The following is a 19544-nucleotide window of genomic DNA, read 5'->3' as shown; positions in this document are numbered from 1 at the left end:
CGTCACGCGGGGCGTTCGCGCTACCGTTTCGGCGCCTATGGACCAGCCCGAATCGCGCGCGGATGCGCTCCGTGCCCAGATCCTCCAGCTGACCCGCGAGTACCACGCCGAAGCGTTCCCGGACCGGCCGTTCGAGGCCGGGACGACCAACGTCCCGGTGTCCGGCCGCGTGTTCGACGCCGAGGACCTGACGCACCTCGTCGACAGCTCGCTCGACTTCTGGCTGACGACGGGCCGCTTCGCCCACCAGTTCGAGCGCCGCTTCGCCAAGGAGGTCTTCGGCCGCCGTCACGCGATCCTGGTCAACTCGGGCTCCTCGGCCAACCTCGTCGCGTTCAGCGCGCTGACGTCCAAGAAGCTCGGCTCCAAGCGGATCAAGCCCGGCGACGAGGTCATCACGGTCGCCACCGGCTTCCCGACGACCGTCAACCCGGCGATCCAGTACGGCGCGATCCCCGTCTTCCTCGACGTCGACGTCCCGACCTACAACATCGACGTCACCCACCTGCAGGACGCGCTGTCGCCCAAGACGCGCGCGGTGATGATCGCCCACACGCTGGGCAACCCGTTCGACCTCGCGACGGTCTCGAAGTTCTGTCAGGACAACGACCTGTGGCTGGTCGAGGACTGCTGCGACGCGGTCGGCGCGACCTACGACGGCAGGCACGTCGGCCACTGGGGCGACTTCGCGACGACGTCCTTCTACCCCGCCCACCACATCACGATGGGCGAGGGCGGCGCGGTCATCACGAACAAGGGCAAGATGAAGGTCCTGGCCGAGTCGTTCCGCGACTGGGGCCGCGACTGCTGGTGCGAGCCGGGCAAGGAGGACACCTGCGGCAAGCGCTTCAACCAGCAGTTCGGCGAGCTGCCGCACGGCTACGACCACAAGTACGTGTACTCGGAGATCGGCTACAACCTGAAGCTGACCGACATGCAGGCCGCGGTCGGCGTCGCGCAGCTCGACAAGCTGCCCGGCTTCATCGACGCCCGCAAGCGCAACTTCGCGCGGCTGACCGAGGGGCTGTCCGACCTCGACGAGCTGTTCATCCTGCCCGAGGCGACGCCGAACTCCGACCCGTCCTGGTTCGGCTTCCCGATCGCCGTCCGCCGCGAGGCGCCCGTCGACCGCAACGCGGTCGTGCGTCACCTCGAGGAGCGCGGGATCGCCACGCGCCTGCTGTTCGCCGGCAACCTGCTGCGCCAGCCCGCCTACAAGGACATCGAGCACCGCGTCGTCGGCACGCTCGACAACGCGGACTTCGTCATGGAGTGCGTGTTCTGGATCGGCGTCTACCCGGGCCTGTCCGACGCCCACGTCGACTACGTCGTCGACGTCCTGCACGAGATCGCCGAGGGCGCGTTCCACGCCCGGCGCGCCTCCTAGAGGCGCTCGGCGATCTTCGGGGCCTCGCGGTTGAACACCCAGAGGCCCAGCAGGAACATGAAGACGATGATCCCGACCGGGATCAGCAGGTAGACCTGGGAGCCCATCAGCTGCGCGGTCGTCGGCGCGGTCGGGTCCAGGAAGCAGTGACGCATCTGCGTGAAGATCGCCGCCAGCGGGTTGCACAGCAACCAGCGCTGGTAGGGATGCGCGACGGTCTCCACCGCGTAGAGGACCGCCGAGGCGTAGAACAGCGCCTGCGCGAAGACCTCCCAGATCGGCTGGACGTCGCGGTAGCGGACGTAGAGCGCGCTGAGCAGCATCGACCAGCCGGTCGCCAGCGCCGCGAGCAACACCAACAACAACGGGATCTCCAGCCACAGCCAGTGCGGCCGCACGCCGGAGAGGATCGCGAAGATGAAGACCGCGAAGAGGTTGGTCCCGAGGTTGAACAGCGACGTCAGCGTCACCGACAGCGGCACGACGATCCGCGGGAAGCGCATCTTGCGCAGCAGCGACTCGCGCCCGATCAGCGACTGCACCGAGCCCGCCGTCGCCTCGGCGAAGAACGTCCACATGACGATCGAGGTCAGCAGGTACGGCGCGTAGAAGTCGATTCTGGTGCCGACCCTGACGACGTAGGTGAACACGACGTAGAGGACGCCGAAGAGCATCACCGGGCGCATCAGCGACCAGACGTAGCCGAGCGCCGAGCCGAAGTACTTCAACTTGAACTCGGTCGCGGCCAGCGTGTACGTCAGGTTCCAGAAGCGGCGGAAGTCGTCGCCGAACGCGGAGGCGGACAGGCCGCGGCGGCGGCCGGCGGTGTAGCGGGTCGTGACGCTCACAGGCGGTTGATCTCGACTTGGTGGGGCAGGTCGACGACGCCACCGGTGCGCTCGCCGACGTTGGAGACGACGATCGACGCGAGGTCCTCGCGGACGTCGAGGAACGCCTCGCCGGTCCCGCCGCGCGCGATCGACGGCGACGCGGTGTAGCGGCTGGGCGCGAGCCAGTTGTCGAACTGGAAGGTGATGAACGCCTTCTCGCCGGCCTCGAAGACGCCGGTCGAGCCGTGGCGCCAGTCGGTGCGCTCGACCATGATCGTGTGGTGGGCCTCGTTGCGCAGCGTGACGGCGAAGACCGGGTCGACGAGGCGCTCGTGCACGTCGATCTCGAAGCGCACGCGCATCAGCTCGCCCTGGGCGAGCGTGACGACCGGCTCGCCGTTGACGTTCTCGAACCACGCGCGCGTCACCTCGGCGATGCGGCGGTCGCCGTAGCGGCCCGACTCCTCCTCGGCCTCGATGACCTCCGCGACGCGGCCGAAGTTCAGCTCGTTGTAGGCGCGCGAGATCTGCAGCGGGTCGCCGATGTCGACGACCCTGCCCTTCTCCAGCAGCATCGCGCGATCGCAGAAGCGCTCGACGGCGGACATGTCGTGGGTGACGAACACGATCGTCCGCCCCGCGTCCTTCATCCGCTGGAACTCCTCGAAGCACTTCTGCTGGAAGGCGGCGTCGCCGACGGCGAGCACCTCGTCGACCAGCAGCAGCTCGGTGTCGACCTGGATCGCTGTCGCGAAGGCCAGGCGCACGTTCATGCCCGACGAGTAGTTCTTCAGCTTGAGGTCGAGGAAGTCCTCGAGCTCGGCGAACTCGACGACGGCGTCGAACCGCTCGCGCGCCTGCCTGCGCGACATGCCGAGCATGATCGCGTTGATGATCACGTTGTCGCGCGCGGTCAGGTCCGGGTTGAACCCGACGCCCAGCTCGATGAACGGCGACAGGCGGCCGGTGATCTCGATCGCGCCCCTGTCGAGGTCGTAGATCCCCGCCAGGCACTTCAGCAGCGTCGACTTGCCGGAGCCGTTGCGCCCGACGATGCCGAAGAACTCGCCCTTGTTGATCGAGACCGAGACGTCCTGCAGCGCCCGCAGCTCGTCGTAGACCTGCGATCGCAAGGGGTGCAGCACGCGCTCCTTGAGCGTCGAGTACTGCTGTTGCGGCAGCCGGAAGGTCTTGCCAACACCGTCCACGACGATGGCCGGCTCGGCCCCAGCCGCCGGCCGAGGCGCCTCGGCGACGGTGACGTCAGTGCTGGTCAGGCGCACGATGGTAGCCATTGCGCACCTTGTACGGTCCTCGCGGGATGACCGTCGCCTTCACCGCAGTGACGATCTACGACCGCGCGCGCACCGGCGCGGTGCGCGTGCTCGCGCGCACGTTGCGCGAGCACCACCCGGACGCCGCGCTGCTCGCGCTCTTCGCCGGGCCCGAGGACCCGCCGCACGTCGACGGGGCCGAGGTCCTGACGCTCGACGGGCTCGTCGGCGACGGCTCCTGGTGGCCGCGCGTGGCGACGACCGAGGCGCCCCATCGCGACGGCGTCCTGCTGCCGCTGCTGCTCGCTCATGCCGCCTCCAACGAGCCGGGCGCGCCGGTTGTTGCGCTCGGAGCCGAGACGCGCGTGACCGCGCCGCTGACCGCGCTGCTCGACGCGGCCGCCGAGGCGGGCGTCGTGCTGGTCCCGATGGCCGACGGGCGCCTGGAGGAGGACGAGGACCTGGTGCCGCCGGCCGCGTGGGTCGACGCCGCCGGCTCGGTCAACCGCCGCGTCTTCGCCGTGCGGCCGGGCGCGGCGCTCGACGCGCTGCTCGACGGCTGGCCGGAGTCCGGGATCACCGACGTCGAGGCGCGCGAGCCCGAGCTGACCGCCGACTCCGCCCAGCGCCATCTCGACCGCTTCGCGACCGCGCCGGGCGCCGACGTCCGGATGCTCGCCGACCGCGGGACCGGCGTCGCCTACTGGAACCTGCCGCTGCGCGAGGTCGCCGGCGACGACCCCGACGCGCTGACCGCGGGCGGCGACCGCCTCGCGCTGCTCGACCTCTCGGGCTTCGACGCCCAGTCGCCGGAGGCGCCGTGGAAGCAGAACCGCGTCCGCCTGTCGCGCACGCCCGCGCTGGCCGCGCTGCTGCGCCGCCACGCCGAGGAGCTGCTCGCGGCCTGGCCCGCGGCGCCGGGCCCGCCGTACACCACCGACTGGCACGGCCGCCCCCTCGACGAGACGCTGCGCGACCTGATCCGGCGCGCGCACGCCGAGGGCGCGCTGACCCACGCGCCGTGGACGCTGGAGGGCACGCGCGAGCTCGACGACTGGCTCGACCAGCCGGCCGAGAGGGGCGCCGCGGTCGGGCTGACGCGCTACCACCTCGCGATCTGGGAGTCGCGCGACGACCTCCGGACCGCCTACCCGCACCTCGACGGCCCCGACGGCCCCGGCTACGCGGGCTGGCTGCACGTCTACGGGACCAGGGACCATCACATCCCGGCGCGCTCGCTGCCGGCGGAGGAGTTCGCCACCGACGCGCCCGCCCAGGCCGAGCCGCTGCCGTGGGGCGCCAACGTCGCGGGCTTCTTCCGCTCCGAGCTGGGCCTCGGCGAGGCGGCGCGGCTGCTGATCGGCGGCCTCGACGCCGCGACGGTCCCGGCGCTGCCGGTCCAGGGCGCGCTGATCCCGCCCTGCCGCCAGGAGGCGGAGTTCACGTTCACGGGCCCGGACGAGGCGCCCTACCCCATCAACATCATCTGCATGAACGGGGACACGATCCCCGTCTTCGCGCGCGAGGCCGACGACCGCTTCTTCAAGGACCGCCACACGATCGCGCTGTGGTGGTGGGAGATCGTCGACGCGTTCCCGCCCGACTGGCACGAGGCGTTCGAGTACATCGACGAGGTCTGGGTCGCGACCGACCACATCTTCCAGGCGGTCGCGCCGCACAGCCCGGTCCCGGTCAACAAGGTCCCGATGCCGGTGACGATGCCGCGCCTGCGCCCGTACTCGCGCGAGGCCGTCGGCTTCCCGGACGACGGCTACGTCTTCCTCTACATCTACGACTACCACTCGACCGCGGCGCGCAAGAACCCGGTCGGGCACATCGAGGCGTTCAAGCAGGCCTTCAGGCCGGGCGAGGGCGCCAAGTTGGTGTTGAAGTGCATCAACGCCGAGAACCTGCCCGAGCACCACGAACGCACGCTGCTGGCCGCGGCCGACCATCCCGACATCACGATCATCGACGAGTACGTGTCGGCCGATCACAAGAACGGCATGCTCGACAACTGCGACTGCTACCTATCGCTGCACCGGTCCGAGGGCTTCGGGCTGACGCCCGCCGAGGCGATGCTGCTCGGCAAGCCGGTGATCGCCACGCGCTACGGCGGCACGCTGGAGTTCATGAACGACGAGAACTCCTACCTCGTCGACCACGGCTGGACGACCGTCGGGCGCGGCGCGCACCCCTACCCGGCCGACGCGCGCTGGGCCGAGCCCGACCTCGACCACGCCGCGTCGCTGATGCGCCACGTCTTCGAGCACCCCGAGGAGGCGCGCGAGCGCGGCGCCAAGGGCAAGGCCTACATGTTGGCCCACCACGCGCCGCACGTCGCGGGCGACGCGATGCGCAGGCGCCTGCAGGTGGTCTACGACGGGCTGTCGGCCGGGGCCGAGCCCGCGCCCGGGCTGGCGCTGCCCGACCTGCACCACACCGGCGACCGGATCGGCCGTGGGCTGCCGGTCCCGGCCGGCCGCGCCGCCGCGGTCAAGAAGCCGGTCCGCAACGTCAGCGGGCGCTTCATGTCGCCGTGGCTGGCACGCCAGAAGTCGATCGACGAGGGCCTGCTGCGCTCGATCGACGCGCTCAACACGGAGCTCGACCGGATCTCCGGTGAGGTCTCCGAGCACGCCGCGGTCGAGCTGCGCGAGGAGCGCACGCAGACGATGGCCGCGCTGCGCCGGGTCCGGGCGAGCCTCGCCGACCACGAGCGCTGGCTGGTCGGCGTCGAGCACCAGCTCGCCGTCCAGGCCGACCAGCTCGCGGAGCTGCTGAGCATCGCCGAGCCCGCCGGCCAGCTGCGCGCACTGCCGTACATGGAGCAGCCGTTCGAGCGCTGGACCGACCCGCAGGCCGGCGCCGTCGAGGGCTTCACGAAGGGCATCGGCGTCGAGGCGGCCGGGACCGCCGAGGCCTACCGCCGCTTCGAGGACCGCTTCCGCGGCTCGCGCGAGCGGATCACCGCGCTGCAGCAGGCGTTCGTCCCGCTCCTGGCCGACCACGGCCCGGTGCTCGACGTCGGCTGCGGCCGCGGCGAGCTGCTGGAGGTGCTCGGCAAGGCCGGGATCGCCGCGCGCGGCGTCGACACCGACGCGGGCATGCTGGCGATCGCGCGCGTCAACGGGGTCACGAACGTCGAGGAGGCCGACGCGGTCGAGGTCCTCAAGAACGCCGAGGCCGGCTCGCTCGGGGCGGTCGTCGCGATGCAGGTCATCGAGCACCTGCCCTACGAGGCGCTGCAGGAGCTGCTGCTGGCCGCCCGCCACGCGCTGCGCGCCGGGGGCCGGCTGATCGTCGAGACCGTCAACCCGCACGCGGTCGCCGCGATGAAGGGCTTCTGGCTGGACCCGACCCACCAGCACCCGCTGTTCCCCGAGGTGACGCTGGAGCTGGTCCAGGAGGCCGGCTTCGATCGCGGCTTCGTGTTCTTCCCCAACGGCGCCGGCGACGTCGAGGTCGACCGCCTCAAGCAGCCCGCCTACGCGGTCGTGGCCGACGTGGCCGGCGAGGCCAGCGCACGTACGTAATGCGCGGTCTGCGAGACTGATCGCGTGACCGCAGAGCCGACGACGGACCCGCGCGAAGCGGAGATCGCCGCGCTGCGCGCACGGGTCGCGGAGCTCGAGGCCGAGCTCGCGCGCCAGGCGCAGTCGACGGCAACGCAGCTGGCCGTGGCCCAGGAGAAGCTGTACTGGCTGGACCGCTGGCACATCGACCTCGACCGCGTGATGCGCAAGCCGGGGGCGGTCCCGCTGCTCAACGCGCTGCGCTCCTCGCGCCAGGTGGTGTGGAAGGTCCGCAAGGCCAAGCGGAAGCTGACGGGTCAGCAGTGAGCGCGCCTACGGCGCGTTCGATCTCCGTCGTCGTCCCGGTCAAGGACGGCGCGGAGCTCCTGGAGGAGCTGCTGGCCGCCGTCGTCCCGCAGGTCGACGAGGTGCTGGTCATCGACTCGGGCTCGACCGACGGGTCGCTGGAGATCGCGCGCGCCGCGGCCGGCGTCCGGGTCATGGAGATCGACCCGGCGACGTTCGGCCACGGCCGCACGCGCAACCTCGGCGCCGAGTCGGTGAGCGGCGACGTCATCGCCTTCATCACGCAGGACGCGACGCCGCTGCCCGGCTGGGCCGACGCGCTGCTGGCCGGCTTCGCGCTCGCCGACGACGTCGGCGCGGTCTACGGCCCGCACCGCGCGCGCCCCGACACGTCGCCGATGATCGCGCGCGAGCTGGACCAGTACTTCGCGACCAAGGCGTCGCCGGACGGCGGGCCGTCACTGCAGCGCGAGGGCGACGACGCGTTCCTCTCGAACGTCAACGCCGCCTACCGCCGCGACTGCTGGGCGGCGCTGCGCTTCCCGGACGTCCCGTACTCCGAGGACCAGCACTTCGCGCAGGCGATGCTCGCCGCGGGCTGGGCCAAGGCCTACAACCCGGACGCCGCGGTCCTGCACGCGCACGACTACCCGCCGGTCGCGTTCGCGCGCCGCTACTTCGACGAGTACCGCGGGCTGCGCGCGTCGGTCGGGCACGTCGAGCCGTTGAACATCAACTCGGCGCGCGACGTGCGCGCGCTGGTCGCCGCCGACCGCGCCTGGATGCGCGAGCACGGCTACGGCGGCGCGGGGCTGGCGCGCTGGACCGCGCGGTCGGCCGTGCACCAGACGTCGCGCAAGGTCTTCGGCGCGCTCGGGTCGCGGGCCGAGAAGCTGCCGGCGCCGGTGCAGAAGAGGATCTCGCTGGAGGGCACGGCGGTCGCCGCGACCGCGCCCGACCCGGTCGAGGACGCCGCCGCGCTGGCGCCGCCGCCGATCACCGGCAAGGTCATCAAGAAGGCCTGGCGCGACATGGTGTTCTCGGCGGTCCTGGAGTACCAGCGCCGCGGCGGGCCCGCGCCGCTGTTGGAGCCGCTGACCGGTCAGGACGTCGACGTGCCGCTGCACGTCGCGTGCGTGATCCCGCCGTTCTCGCGCGGGTCCGGCGGGCACACGACGATCTTCAACCTCATGTCGCGGCTGGAGCGCATGGGCCACACCGTCACCTACTGGATCGACGATCCGGTCGGGCTGATGGACGCCTCGCGCGGCGCGCGCGTCCGGCGCGACATCCAGGACTGGTTCGCGCCGATCGAGGGCCCGGTCTTCAAGGGCTTCGGCGAGTGGTACGGCGCCGACGTCGCGCTGGCCACCGGCTGGCAGACGGCGCACCCGGTCGCGCTGCTTCAGGACGTCCGGGCGCGGGCGTACCTCATCAACGACCACGAGCCCGAGTTCTACGCGACGTCGGTCGAGGAGAAGTGGGCGCAGGAGACCTACACGATGGGGATGCACCACATCTGCGCCTCGCCGTGGCTGGCCGACATCATGCGCGACACCTACGGCGGGACCGCGTCGCTGTTCGACCTCAGCGTCGACACCGACGTCTACCACCCGACCGGCTTCGCCCGGCAGCCCGACACGATCGTGCTCTACGGGCGCGCGTCGACCGCGCGGCGCGCTGTGCCGCTGGCGATCATGGCGATCGCCGAGCTCAAGCGGCGGCGGCCGGACGTGCGCGTGCTGTCGTTCGGCGACACGCGCGAGATCGACATGCCGTTCGAGTACGAGCACCTCGGCGTGCTCTCGCCCGCCCAGCTCGCGCAGCTCTACAACGAGGGCACGGTCGGCGTCGTGCTGTCGCTGACCAACTACTCGCTGATCCCGCAGGAGATGCTGGCATGCGGGATGCCGTGCGTCGACCTCGCGGGCGTGAGCGCCGAGAGCGTGTTCGGCGCCGACGGCCCGGTCGCGCTCGCCCCGCTGGACGCGATCAAGATGGCCGACGTGGTCGAGCACCTGCTGCACGACGAGGACGAGTGGAAGCGGCGCTCGGCCGCCGGGCTCGCGTTCGTCGAGGGGCGCACCTGGGACCACGCGGCGCGCCAGACCGAGGCGGGCCTGCGCGAGGCGCTGCGCCTGCGCAGGGCATGAGCCTGCGCGCGGGGCTCGCGCGGCGGCTGCGCGGCGCGGAGCCGCCGCTGGAGGCACCGCGGGTGCCGTTCATGTTGGAGGCGTTGCGCGACGGTGCGGCGCCCCTCGCCGCGCGGGCCGCGGCGGAGGGCGGCGCGCTGCGCGTCGCGCTCGTCATCCCGCAGTTCCGGCGCGGCTCGGGCGGGCACAAGACGATCGCCGACCTCGTGCGCGGGCTGGAGGATCGCGGCCATCGCCTCGAGCTGCTCCTGATCGACGAGGAGGGCCGCCACGCCGGGCAGGCCGACGACGCGGCGCTGCGCGCGTTGTTCATCGACTTCTTCGGCCCGGTCGGTGCGGACGTCCGGCGCCTGCGCGACCCGGGCGCGTTCGGCGGCGCCGACGTCGTGGTGGCGACCGGCTGGCAGACGGTCCCGGCGGTCCTGCGGATGCCGGGCGCGGGCGCGCGCGCCTACCTCGTCCAGGACCACGAGCCGGAGTTCTACGCGACCTCGATCGAGCGCGAGTGGGCGGCGTGGACCTACCGCCAGGGCCTGCACGCGATCTGCGCCTCGCCGTGGCTGGCGGAGCTGGTGACCGACATGTACGGGTCGACGGCATCCTCGTTCGACCTCGGCGTCGACCACGACACCTACAGGAACGCCAACGCCGCGCGCAGCGGCAACACCATCTTGCTCTACGCGCGCCCGACGACGCCCCGCCGCGCGGTCCCGCTCGCGCTGCTGGCGCTGGAGGAGCTCCACCGCCGCCGCCCGTCGGTCGACATCGCCCTCTTCGGCGAGTCGCGCCCGATCGCCACGCCCTTCCCCCACCGCGACCTCGGCGTGCTGACCCCGCCGCAGCTCGCGCAGCAGTACGCGACCGCGACGCTCGGCATCGTCCTGTCGCTCACCAACCCGTCGCTCGTCCCGACCGAGATGCTCGCCTGCGGCCTGCCCGTCGTCGACCTCGACGTCCCCTCGATGCGCACGACCTTCGCCGTCCTCGACGCCCTCGAGCTCGCACCCCCCGACCCGCTGGCCCTGGCCACCGCGATCGACCACCTCCTCGACGATCCCGGCCTCCGCGCCCACCGCACCGCCACCGGCCTCGCCCTCACCGCCCAGCGCACCTGGCCCAACGCCGCCGCCCAGGTCGAGTCCGGCCTGCGCGCCGCGCTGCAGACGAGCTAGGCGCCCGGGACCGGCGTCGCGCGGCGCGGCAGGCGCACGCGCCACCAGGGCCGGCGCGTGGGGTCCGGCTCGCCGTCGGCGGTGCCGGACTCGGCGGCCGCGATCGGGCGGTCCGGGTCCTCGCGGCGGCCGAGCTTCCACAGCGCCACGCAGCTCGCCAGGACGAGCAGGATCGTCGTGATGAAGATGCCCCAGATGAACGTGGCCGTGAGGAACTCCGGCCGGTCGTAGGCCATCCGGTGGAAGCCCAAGTTGAGGTTGAACGTCCCGAAGTAGCGCAGGAGGTAGTGGTAGCGGTAGCCCGTCCAGCACTCCCAGCCCGCCCCGAAGATCAGGGCCGCGACGAGCACGCGGTGGTGCTGCCGGCGCACGAGCCAGAACAGGCCGACCATCGCGGCGACGACCAGGCCCGGGTAGGCCGGCAGGCCGAAGCGGCCGGCCGCCTGCAGGAAGCCGCCGCCGGCGATCTGGCGCCTCACGTCCAGCAGGCACAGCGGCCCGATGAACGTGATCAGCGGCGCGACCGCGACGACCGTCATCCGCAGCAGCGGCTTGTCGGGCAGGCGCCACGTCCGCAGCTTGGCGAAGAAGTAGTAGAGGTACGCCAGCATCCCGATGCCACAGGCGACCGCCGGCGCGAAGTAGCGGTAGGTCCCGCGCGGCGCCTCGTACTCCATGTAGTGGAACCAGAACGTGCGGTAGGCCGTCGCCAGCCACCTCTTGGTCGAGCCGAGGTAGGCGTGCAGCGTCGCCGGATCCGGCTGGGTCGCGGGCGGCGGCGGGCCGCCCGGCGCGGGCGGCAGCTGGCCGAGGCCGTGGAAGCCGTGGACCTCGCCGGTGAACGTCCCCCACAGGATCTTCGAGCGGATGTACCACCACCCGATCAGCACGAGCGGGATCACGACCGCCCACGCCAGCGAGCGCGCGACCACGCGCCACTGCCCGTGCGTCGCGCCCTGGAGCAGGTAGGCGAGCCCGGCGACCGGGATCATCGCCAAGGCGGTCGACTTCGTCGCCAGCGCGAGCGCCAGCGCGCCGCCCAGCCACATGCCCTGCTGGACCCGGGGTCTCGACTTGGTGATGAAGACCGCGAACGCGAGCACGAGCACGCTCGTCGACACCACCGCGGTGTCGTTGTTGACCAGCCCCGAGAGGTAGCTGAGCATCGGCTGCAGCGCGACGATCAGCGCGGCGGCCAGCGCCGCGGCCTCGGCGGCGAAGAACAGCGAGGCCAGCAGCCACGTGGCGTAGACGGCCAGGACGCCGAAGACGCCGCTGACCATCCGCACCCAGAACAGGCGCGTCGGCATCGCCTTGGGGCCGAGCGCGAAGTCGACCGCGCCGCCCGCCAGGTAGTACAGCGGCGCGTGGATCACGCCGATGCCGCGGCCCGTCGCGACCTTCTCGCGCTGGGACTCGGGCAGCGCCGCGAGCCGGTGCAGGTTGAACTTCGGGTCGCCGCCGAAGGCGGTGCGCGGGTGGCCGCCGTAGAAGTTGAAGCCGGTGTAGTCCAGCGTCCGGCTGTACTCGTTGGAGTACAGCGGCTTGGACGGCGTGATCAGCCGGTGGTCGTGGCCGACGGTGTCCACGTACATCATGTGGTAGTCCTCGTCCGGCCCCCAGAAGTTCGGGGTCGTGGTCGCCCACAGCGCGCCGCGCGCGAACGTGAACGCCAGGATCAGCACGAGCGCGATCCGGGCGAGCCGGGTGACCGGGAGGAGGCGTGGACGGGCCGGGACTCCGGCCGCGGCGGCGTCGGGTTCCCGCCACGCCGCAGAGAGCTTGGACAACACCACGAACGCGACAGTCTAGAGGGCGCCGGACGGAAGGACCGCGGTCGCCCGTAGCCTGTCGGCCGGATGCCGCAGGTGCTCTACCTCAACTCAGGCAGCGAGGACTACCTCGCCGACGGCGTGCTGCACGGGCTCAAGTCGCTGCTCGGCGCCGACGTGGTCGACGTGCCCAAGCGCGACCCCCTCTACGCCGGGCTGGACCCCGAGTACCGCGCCGCGCTGTACGGCCGCGGCTTCACGCTCTTCGACCGCCTGCCGGACCTCCCGGTCGACCGCGACGCGCCGCTGATCCGCGCGCTGCGCGGGGAGTTCGACCTGATCGTCCTGGGCGACATCTGGCAGCACTGGGCCTGGTGGGTGCAGCTGCGCCCGCACCTGCGCACGCTGCGCGCCAACGGCACGAGGATCGTCGCGCTCGACGGCGGCGACGGGCCCGTGATGTACCCCTACGGCCCGTCGTGGTGGAAGCAGATGCGCCCCTGGCCGCTGCCCCGCGCGCACGGCCGTGTCGACGCGTTCTTCAAGCGCGAGCTGGCGCCGATCACGGCGCGTGTCCGCTACTTCGGCCTGCTGCCCGAGCGCGTCGCGGTGCGGCGCCTGCTGCGCCACGTCACCCCGATCGGTTTCTCGATCCCCGAGGACGCGCTGGCCACCGGCGACGAGCCCAAGACGAAGCTGTTCGCGACCCACACGGTCGACCCCGAGGTCGCCGCGCTGCTCGACGCCGGCGAGGCCGGCAAGTACCACTTCACGCGCGAGCAGGACTACTACGACGACATGCGCGCGTCGAAGTTCTGCGTGACGATGCGCAAGGCCGGGTGGGAGACGCTGCGCCACTACGAGATCGCCGCGCAGGGCTGCGTGCCGTGCTTCCGCGACCTCGGCGACAAGCCCGCGCTGAGCGCGCCGTTCGGCCTCGACGCCACGAACTCCGTGAGCTACACCGATGCGCGCGCGCTCCTGGACCGTCTCAACGCCATGGACGACGACGAGTACGCGGCGCTGCGCGCCGGCGCCCTGGCCTGGGCGCGGGCCAACACGACCGCGATGCGCGCGCGCCAGGTGCTCGCCGCCGTGGGGCTGGACGCCCCGGCATGAGCGACGTCCCCGGCCCGCAGCTGGCCGACATCGAGGCCGCCGAGGTCGACATCCTCGACTCCGGCGAGGCCGGCGGGAAGGCGATCCGCGGCGGGCTGATCCGCACGCTCGGCCACGTCGGCGCGATGGCGATGTCGCTCGTGTCGGTGCCGTTCATGATCCGCCACCTCGGCGACGTCGACTACGGCTACTACATGACGGTCTCGTCGATCATCTTCATCATCGGCGGGATGACCGAGGCCGGGCTCAACCAGCTCGGCATCAAGCGCTACTCGGCGATGGACGCGGCGGAGCGGCCCGCGTTCCTGCGCGTCCTCGTCGGCCTGCGGCTGACGCTGACGATCACCGGCGTCGCGCTGGCGACCGCGTTCTCGGCGGCGACCGGCCAGCCCGGCGTGGTGGTGGCGGGCACGGCGATCATGGGCCTCGGGTTGTTGTTGCAGTTGACCCAGAACGCCTACGCGGTCGCGCTGTCCTCGCAGCTCAAGCTCGGCTGGGTCGCGGGCCTGGAGTTCATCGGGCAGTTCACGCTGTCGGCGACGACGTTGCTGCTGATCGCGGTCGGCGCGTCGCTGATCCCGTTCTTCTGGGCCGCGGTCGTCTCGGCGGGCGCGCTGCTGATCGTGACCGTGACCGTGCTGCGCAGCCAGACGGAGATCCGGCCGTCGGTCGACATCGAGCAGTGGAAGTCGATCCTGCGCGAGGTGCTGCCGTTCGCGCTGGCCGCCGCGGTCGGATTGATCTACTTCCGCCTCGCGATCATCATGATGTCCTACCTGGCGACCGACCAGGAGACGGGCATCTACTCGGCCGCCCAGCGGATCGTCGAGACCGTCGGCGTGATCCCGTGGCTGGTCGTCTCGGCCGGCTTCCCGATCCTGGCGCGCGCGGCGCGCGACGACGCCGACCGGCTGAAGTACGCGCTGCAGAGGCTGTTCGACGTGTCGGTGCTGCTCGGCGGCGGCGTGGTCGTCGCGGGCGTGGCGGGCGCGCAGTTCGCGATCAAGGTCGTGGCGGGCGTCGGGTTCGAGGAGTCGGTCGGCGTCCTGCAGATCCTGATCTGCTCGATGCTGGCGACGTTCCTGGTCGCGACGTGGTCCTCGGCGCTGCTGTCGCTGAGCGCTTACCGCAAGATCCTGTGGTCGAACCTCGTGGCGCTGGCCACGACGGCGATCCTCTGCGTCACGCTGATCCCGGGCATGGGCCCCGAGGGCGCGGCGATCGCGACCGTCTCGGCCGAGACCGCGCTGGCGGTCTGCTACGTGATCGCGCTCGGGCGCACCGACCGCGCGCTGCTGCCCGGCCTGCACACGCTGCTGCGGCTGGCGCCGGGCGCGGCGCTGGCGGCCGTGGTCGGCCTGCTGCTGCACGCGCCGTCGCTGGTCGAGTCGCTGCTGTGCGGCGCGATCTACGTCGCGGGCGCGTGGCTCTGCGGCGCCGTGCCGCCCGAGCTCGTCGCCGCGCTGCTGAGGCGCGCGCCAGAGCCCGCGCCGGACGTCAACGGCTAGGGTTGACGCGGTGTCGCGACCTTCCGTGGTGCTCCTGCGCGGGCACAACGCCAACGTCTGGGACCTGCGCCCGCTGGAGGCGCTGCAGGACGAGTTCGACCTCCGCGTCCTGGTCACCGGCTCCAACCTCCACGACCTGACCGGCCTGGGCCTGCCGCAGGTCAGCGCGCCCGCGCCGCGCGACCGGCTGCCGGTCCCGCAGCGTGCCGCGGGCGCCGCCGCCTACGCGCTCGGCGAGCGCTACTCGGGCCTGGAGCAGCTGCTGGCGGGCGCCGACGTCGTCCACAGCGCGGAGATCCACTCGTGGTTCTCGGCCCAGGCCGCGGGACTGAAGAGCAAGTTGGGGTTCAAGCTCGTCCTGACCGCGTGGGAGACGCTGCCCTTCCTCGGCACGTACCGCTGGCCGCGCGAGCGCCGCTACCGCCGCGCGGTCGTCCCGCAGGTCGACCGCGTCCTGGCCGCGACGCAGCGCACGGCCGACACGCTCGCGCTGGAGGGCGTCGACCCCGCGCGCGTCGCGGTCTCGCCGCCGGGCATCGCGCTGGAGCGGTTCACGGCGCCGAACGATCATGCTGCCGGAGCGGTCGGCACGCCGCACACCGTGCTGTCGGCCGGGCGGCTCGTGTGGGAGAAGGGCCACCAGGACGTCCTGCGCGCGGTCGCCGCGCTGCGCCGTGGGATCGTCGGCCCCGTCCGCGACGACGTGCGCGCGCTGATCGTCGGCGACGGGCCGGAGCGGAGCAAGTTGGAGGCCTACGCCGCCGAGCTGGGCCTGACCGACGCGGGCGCCGTCGAGTTCCGGGCGACCGTCCCCTACGACGAGATCCCCGCGATCTACTGGGCGTCCTCGGCGCTGGTCCTCGGCTCGCTGGTCACGAAGGCGTGGGAGGAGCAGTTCGGGATGGTGCTCGTCGAGGCGCTGGCCGCCGGCCTGCCGGTGATCGCGACCGACACCGGCGCGATCCCGGAGGTCACCGACGGCCACGCGACGCTCGTGCCGCCGGGCGACTGGCGCGGGATCGCCGCGGCGCTGCTCGCGGGCCCGCTGGCGCAGGCGCCCGCGACCCGCGCGACACCGCCCGCCGCGCTGCTGGAGCGCGTGTCCGCGCCCGCCGCCGCGGCCCGGACGCGCGAGGCCTACAACATGGTCCTGGGCCGATGAGCGCCGCCGGCCGCCCGCGCGTCGCGCTGGTCACCAACGCGCTCGGCCTCGGCGGGACCGAGAAGCTGCTGCAGTCCTGCGCGCTGGCCGCGCGCGACACCTGCGACGTCCACGTCATCGGCGTCGAGCGCCTCGGCCCGCGCGGCGACATGCTGCTCGCCGCGGGCGTCGAGGTCTCCGACGCGGGCGGCGACGAGGCGCGCCTGGCCGAGCTGCTGGCCGGCACCGACGTCGTGCACGTCGTCCGCCACGGCGCGGCCGAGCCGCGCGTGCCCGCGGCCGTGCGCCGCGCCGGCGTCCCGCACATGGTCGAGACCAACATCTTCGGCCACGTGGACGAGAGCGACGACCGCGCCGCGTTCGACGCCCACCTGTTCCTGTCGAAGTTCTGCCTGCTGCGCTACCGCAACCGGCTCGGCGCCGACCGGATCGGCCCGGACTTCGACGCGCGCCACAAGGTGCTCAGCGCGCCGATCGAGTACCCGGAGCTGCGCGCCGCCGCGCCGGCCACGCCGCCGGAAGCGCGCGCGCTGCTGGGCCTGGATCCGGACCGCCCGACCGTCGGGCGCGTCGGCCGCGCCGACGACATGAAGTGGCGGCGCATGGTGGTGGACATGGTCCCGGAGCTGCTGCGCCTCGTGCCCGACGCGCAGGTGCTGTTCGTCGGCCTCACCCCCGCGCTGCGCCGGCGCCTGGACCACCTCGGCGTGCGCGACCGCGTCGCCGACGTCGAGCCCTCGGGCGATCCGGCGCGGCTCTCGGCGTTCTACCGCGCGTGCGACGTGTTCGTCGCCGCCGCGCAGATCGGCGAGTCGCAGGGGATCGCCAACGGCGAGGCGCTGGCGATGGGCGTCCCGGTCGTCACCTGCTCGACGCCGTGGGCCGACAACGCGCAGGTCGAGTTCGTCGAGCACGGCGTCAGCGGCTGGTACGCCAGCCACCCGCGCCCGTTCGCGGAGGCGACCGCCGACCTGCTGGGCGACGACGCGCGCCGGGCCGCGTTCGGCGCCGCGGGCACCGCGGCGATGGAGCGCGACCTACCGCCGGACGTGCTCGGCGCGCGGGTCGGCGGGCTCTACCGCTCGCTCGCGGCGGGTGGCGGCGTGCCGGAGGACTGGTCGCCGACGGTCGGCGACGTCGCGTCGTTCGCCGCCGACTACGCGCGGCGCGCGCACCTGGAGTTCCGGCCGCTGACCGGGCGCGAGCGCGCCGAGGCGCGGGCCGAGCGGCTGCGCGAGCGCGCGGTCGTCGCGAGGTCCGGGTTGACCACCATGTTGAAGATGACCGGCCGGCTGCGGAAGGGCTGACGCCGTGCGGATCGCCGTCTCCTACCCGGACGTCAACCTCACCGGCGGCGTCGAGCGCGTCGTCGTCGAGACCGTCAACCACCTCGTGCGCCGCGGCCACGACGTGCACGTGCTGGCGGCGTCGGTCGCCGACGGCGTGCTCGTCGCGGGCGCGACCGTGCACCGCGTGAAGGCGCCGCGCGCGCTCGACCCGCTGTTCGTGCTCGGCTACCGCGACCGCGCGACGACCGCGCTGCGGCGCACCGGGCCGTACGACGCGCACGCCGCGTTCAGCGCGCTGTCGCCGCTGGGCGGGACGTTCTGGGTGCCCTCGGTCCACGCGGCCAGCTACGAGGCGATCCTCGACTGGCGCACCGGCCCGGGTCGCGTGGCGGTCCAGGCCAACCCGTTCCACCGCGTCCGGCTGGCGCTGGAGAGGCAGTACCTGTCGCCTGGCGGCTACCGCCGCGTGGTCGCGCAGACCGAGGCGGTCAAGGCCGACGCGGTCCGGCTCTACGGCACGCCGCCCGACGACGTCGACGTGGTCGAGCTCGGCTTCGACCCGGCCGCGTTCTCGCCGCAGCGGCGGGCGGCGCTGCGCGCGTCGTCGCGCGCGGAGCTGGGGCTCGGCGAGCAGGACAAGGTCATTGCCTTCGTCGCCAACGAGCTGGAGCGCAAGGGCTTCGCGACGCTGACCGCCGCGCTGGCGCGGTTGGACGACAAGAACGTCAAGTTGTTGTCCATCGGCCGCACGGACCCGGAGGCCACGCGCGCCGCGGCGCGCGCCGCGGGGCTCGAGGCGCGGACGATCGTCGCGGGGTCGTCCAGCGATGTCGCCGTCCCGCTGGCCGCCGCCGACGCGATGGTCCTCCCCACGCGCTACGAGCCGTGGGGGCTGGTGATCGTCGAGGCGCTGGCGACCGGGATCCCGGTCGTGACGACGCGGCTGGCCGGCGCGGCGCAGGAGATCCTGGAGGGCCGGACCGGCGCGCTGGTCGACGACCCCGACGACGTCGCCGGCTTCGCCGACGGGATCGCGTGGGCGCTGGACGCCGGCGGGCCCGAGGACGGCGCGGCGATCGCGGCGAGCGTCGCGCACCTCACGTGGGAGACCGTGCTCGACCGCTTCACCGCGCTGCTGCTCGCGCCATGAGCTGGGCGTTCGTCGTCCTGAACTGGAACGGGCGCGAGGACACGCTGCGCTGCCTGGCGGCGCTGCGCGCGGTGCACGGCGAGCACCGCGTCTACGTCGCCGACAACGGGTCGCGCGACGGCAGCGTCGAGGCGATCCGGGCCGCGCATCCCGAGGCGGTGCTGATCGAGAACGGCGCCAACCTCGGCTACGCGGGCGGCAACAACCCGGCGATCGAGCGCGCGGTCGCCGACGGCGCGGAGTGGGTCGTCCTGCTCAACAACGACGCGCAGCCGGACCCGGACGTCCTGCGCGCGTTCGCGGGTGCCGCGAAGAAGCGCCCGGACGCGGGCGTCCTGGCCGGGATGCTGCTGTTCGAGGACGGGCGCGTGCAGTGGGCGGGCCAGCGGCTCGGGCTGCGCAGCGGCTACTCGGGGCGGCCGCGCGCGTACGGCAAGCCGCTCGCGGAGGCGCACGTCGAGGGGCGCGGCGACCCGGAGCGCGTCGCACGCGGCGTCGGGGCGCTGATGGCCGTCTCGAGCGAGGCGATCGCCGCGGCGGGCGTCTTCGACCACGACCTGTTCGCCTACGTCGAGGACGTCGACTGGTGCCTGCGCATCCGCGCGGCGGGCTTCGGCTGCTACTTCGTCTCCGGCGCCCGCGCCGTCCACGCGCTCAGCGCGTCGACCGGCGGCGACACGGGCTCGACCGCGACGCTCTACTACGGCGCGCGCAACACGATCGTCGTCTGCGAGCGCCACCTGCCGCTCGGTGTCGTGGGCACCTGGCGGCGCCGCGCGACGATCGCGCTGACCTTCGCGCTGCGCGCGGCGACCGTCCAGCGCTCCCGTGCGGCGTTCGCCGCGGTGGCCTCCGGCGTCCGCGACGGCGTCGCGCGGCGCCTCGGACCGCGTTCGTAGACTGCCTG

14 protein-coding genes are annotated in these 19544 nt (G+C 73.0%); 11 read left to right on the top strand and 3 right to left on the bottom strand.

The genetic code is table 11. The annotated features are described in order from the left end of the window. The first annotated feature begins 37 nt into the window (after nucleotides 1–37). Nucleotides 38–1387 (top strand): lipopolysaccharide biosynthesis protein RfbH, encoded by a 1350-nt coding sequence (gene rfbH / locus H030_RS0105380; protein WP_027005371.1) that lies wholly within the window; start codon nucleotides 38–40, stop codon nucleotides 1385–1387. Here the strand turns inward: rfbH and H030_RS29510 are convergent. Together H030_RS29510 and H030_RS38225 are read right to left on the bottom strand one after the other, a co-directional pair. Then, nucleotides 1384–2235: an ABC transporter permease gene (locus H030_RS29510; protein WP_051221776.1), complete on the bottom strand. Its 852-nt coding sequence runs from the start codon at nucleotides 2233–2235 to the stop codon at nucleotides 1384–1386. The two genes, rfbH and H030_RS29510, sit on opposite strands and share 4 nt — an antisense overlap. Next, nucleotides 2232–3512 carry an ABC transporter ATP-binding protein gene (locus tag H030_RS38225; protein ID WP_081690526.1) on the bottom strand — a complete coding sequence of 427 codons (1281 nt, stop codon included), beginning with the start codon at nucleotides 3510–3512 and terminating at the stop codon, nucleotides 2232–2234. The genes H030_RS29510 and H030_RS38225 overlap by 4 nt, the downstream gene beginning before the upstream one ends. A gap of 26 nt (nucleotides 3513–3538) precedes the next feature. Here H030_RS38225 and H030_RS29500 point away from each other — a divergent pair, with 26 nt between their 5' ends. From H030_RS29500 to H030_RS0105350, 4 genes are read left to right on the top strand one after another with little or no spacing between them, the layout of a single operon-like run. Then, entirely contained in the window at nucleotides 3539–7027 is a 3489-nt protein-coding gene (locus H030_RS29500; RefSeq protein ID WP_035125887.1) for a methyltransferase domain-containing protein, read from the top strand. Nucleotides 7028–7051: 24 nt separating this feature from the next. After that, nucleotides 7052–7333, top strand: a complete 282-nt coding sequence (locus tag H030_RS0105360; protein ID WP_027005370.1) for a hypothetical protein — start codon at nucleotides 7052–7054, stop codon at nucleotides 7331–7333. After that, a complete protein-coding gene (locus tag H030_RS36395; RefSeq protein WP_051221774.1) occupies nucleotides 7330–9465 on the top strand; it encodes a glycosyltransferase in 2136 nt (711 codons plus the stop codon). The genes H030_RS0105360 and H030_RS36395 overlap by 4 nt, the downstream gene beginning before the upstream one ends. Then, nucleotides 9462–10637, top strand: a complete 1176-nt coding sequence (locus tag H030_RS0105350; RefSeq protein ID WP_027005369.1) for a glycosyltransferase family 4 protein — start codon at nucleotides 9462–9464, stop codon at nucleotides 10635–10637. Before H030_RS36395 ends, H030_RS0105350 begins: the two co-directional genes overlap by 4 nt. On the opposite strand, the gene H030_RS0105345 is transcribed toward H030_RS0105350, so the two are convergent. Continuing rightward, a complete protein-coding gene (locus H030_RS0105345) occupies nucleotides 10634–12430 on the bottom strand; it encodes a DUF2142 domain-containing protein (RefSeq protein ID WP_231398365.1) in 1797 nt (598 codons plus the stop codon). The genes H030_RS0105350 and H030_RS0105345 overlap by 4 nt on opposite strands. A 66-nt stretch (nucleotides 12431–12496) precedes the next feature. Between H030_RS0105345 and H030_RS0105340 the strand changes: the two genes are divergently transcribed. The 6 genes from H030_RS0105340 to H030_RS36380 are packed head-to-tail and all read left to right on the top strand — an operon-like array spanning nucleotide 12497 to nucleotide 19536. Beyond that, on the top strand, nucleotides 12497–13528 hold the full coding sequence (locus H030_RS0105340; protein WP_027005367.1) for a hypothetical protein: 1032 nt from the start codon (nucleotides 12497–12499) through the stop codon (nucleotides 13526–13528). After that, nucleotides 13525–15036 (top strand): oligosaccharide flippase family protein, encoded by a 1512-nt coding sequence (locus H030_RS0105335; protein ID WP_027005366.1) that lies wholly within the window; start codon nucleotides 13525–13527, stop codon nucleotides 15034–15036. The genes H030_RS0105340 and H030_RS0105335 overlap by 4 nt, the downstream gene beginning before the upstream one ends. 10 nt (nucleotides 15037–15046) lie before the next feature. Then, nucleotides 15047–16198: a glycosyltransferase gene (locus tag H030_RS36390; RefSeq protein WP_081690523.1), complete on the top strand. Its 1152-nt coding sequence runs from the start codon at nucleotides 15047–15049 to the stop codon at nucleotides 16196–16198. Beyond that, a complete protein-coding gene (locus H030_RS0105325; RefSeq protein ID WP_027005365.1) occupies nucleotides 16195–17505 on the top strand; it encodes a glycosyltransferase in 1311 nt (436 codons plus the stop codon). Before H030_RS36390 ends, H030_RS0105325 begins: the two co-directional genes overlap by 4 nt. A 4-nt stretch (nucleotides 17506–17509) precedes the next feature. Beyond that, the gene (locus H030_RS36385; protein ID WP_027005364.1) at nucleotides 17510–18637 is read left to right on the top strand and encodes a glycosyltransferase family 4 protein; all 1128 of its coding nucleotides are present in this window, start codon (nucleotides 17510–17512) and stop codon (nucleotides 18635–18637) included. After that, nucleotides 18634–19536 carry a glycosyltransferase family 2 protein gene (locus H030_RS36380; RefSeq protein ID WP_051221770.1) on the top strand — a complete coding sequence of 301 codons (903 nt, stop codon included), beginning with the start codon at nucleotides 18634–18636 and terminating at the stop codon, nucleotides 19534–19536. The genes H030_RS36385 and H030_RS36380 overlap by 4 nt, the downstream gene beginning before the upstream one ends. Nucleotides 19537–19544: the final 8 nt, after the last annotated feature.

Source organism: Conexibacter woesei Iso977N (assembly GCF_000424625.1).
In the GTDB taxonomy this organism is placed as follows: Bacteria; Actinomycetota; Thermoleophilia; order Solirubrobacterales; family Solirubrobacteraceae; genus Baekduia; species Baekduia woesei_A.
Note: the sequence above shows the minus strand (reverse complement) of the source record. Positions and strands in the feature narration are given on the sequence as shown.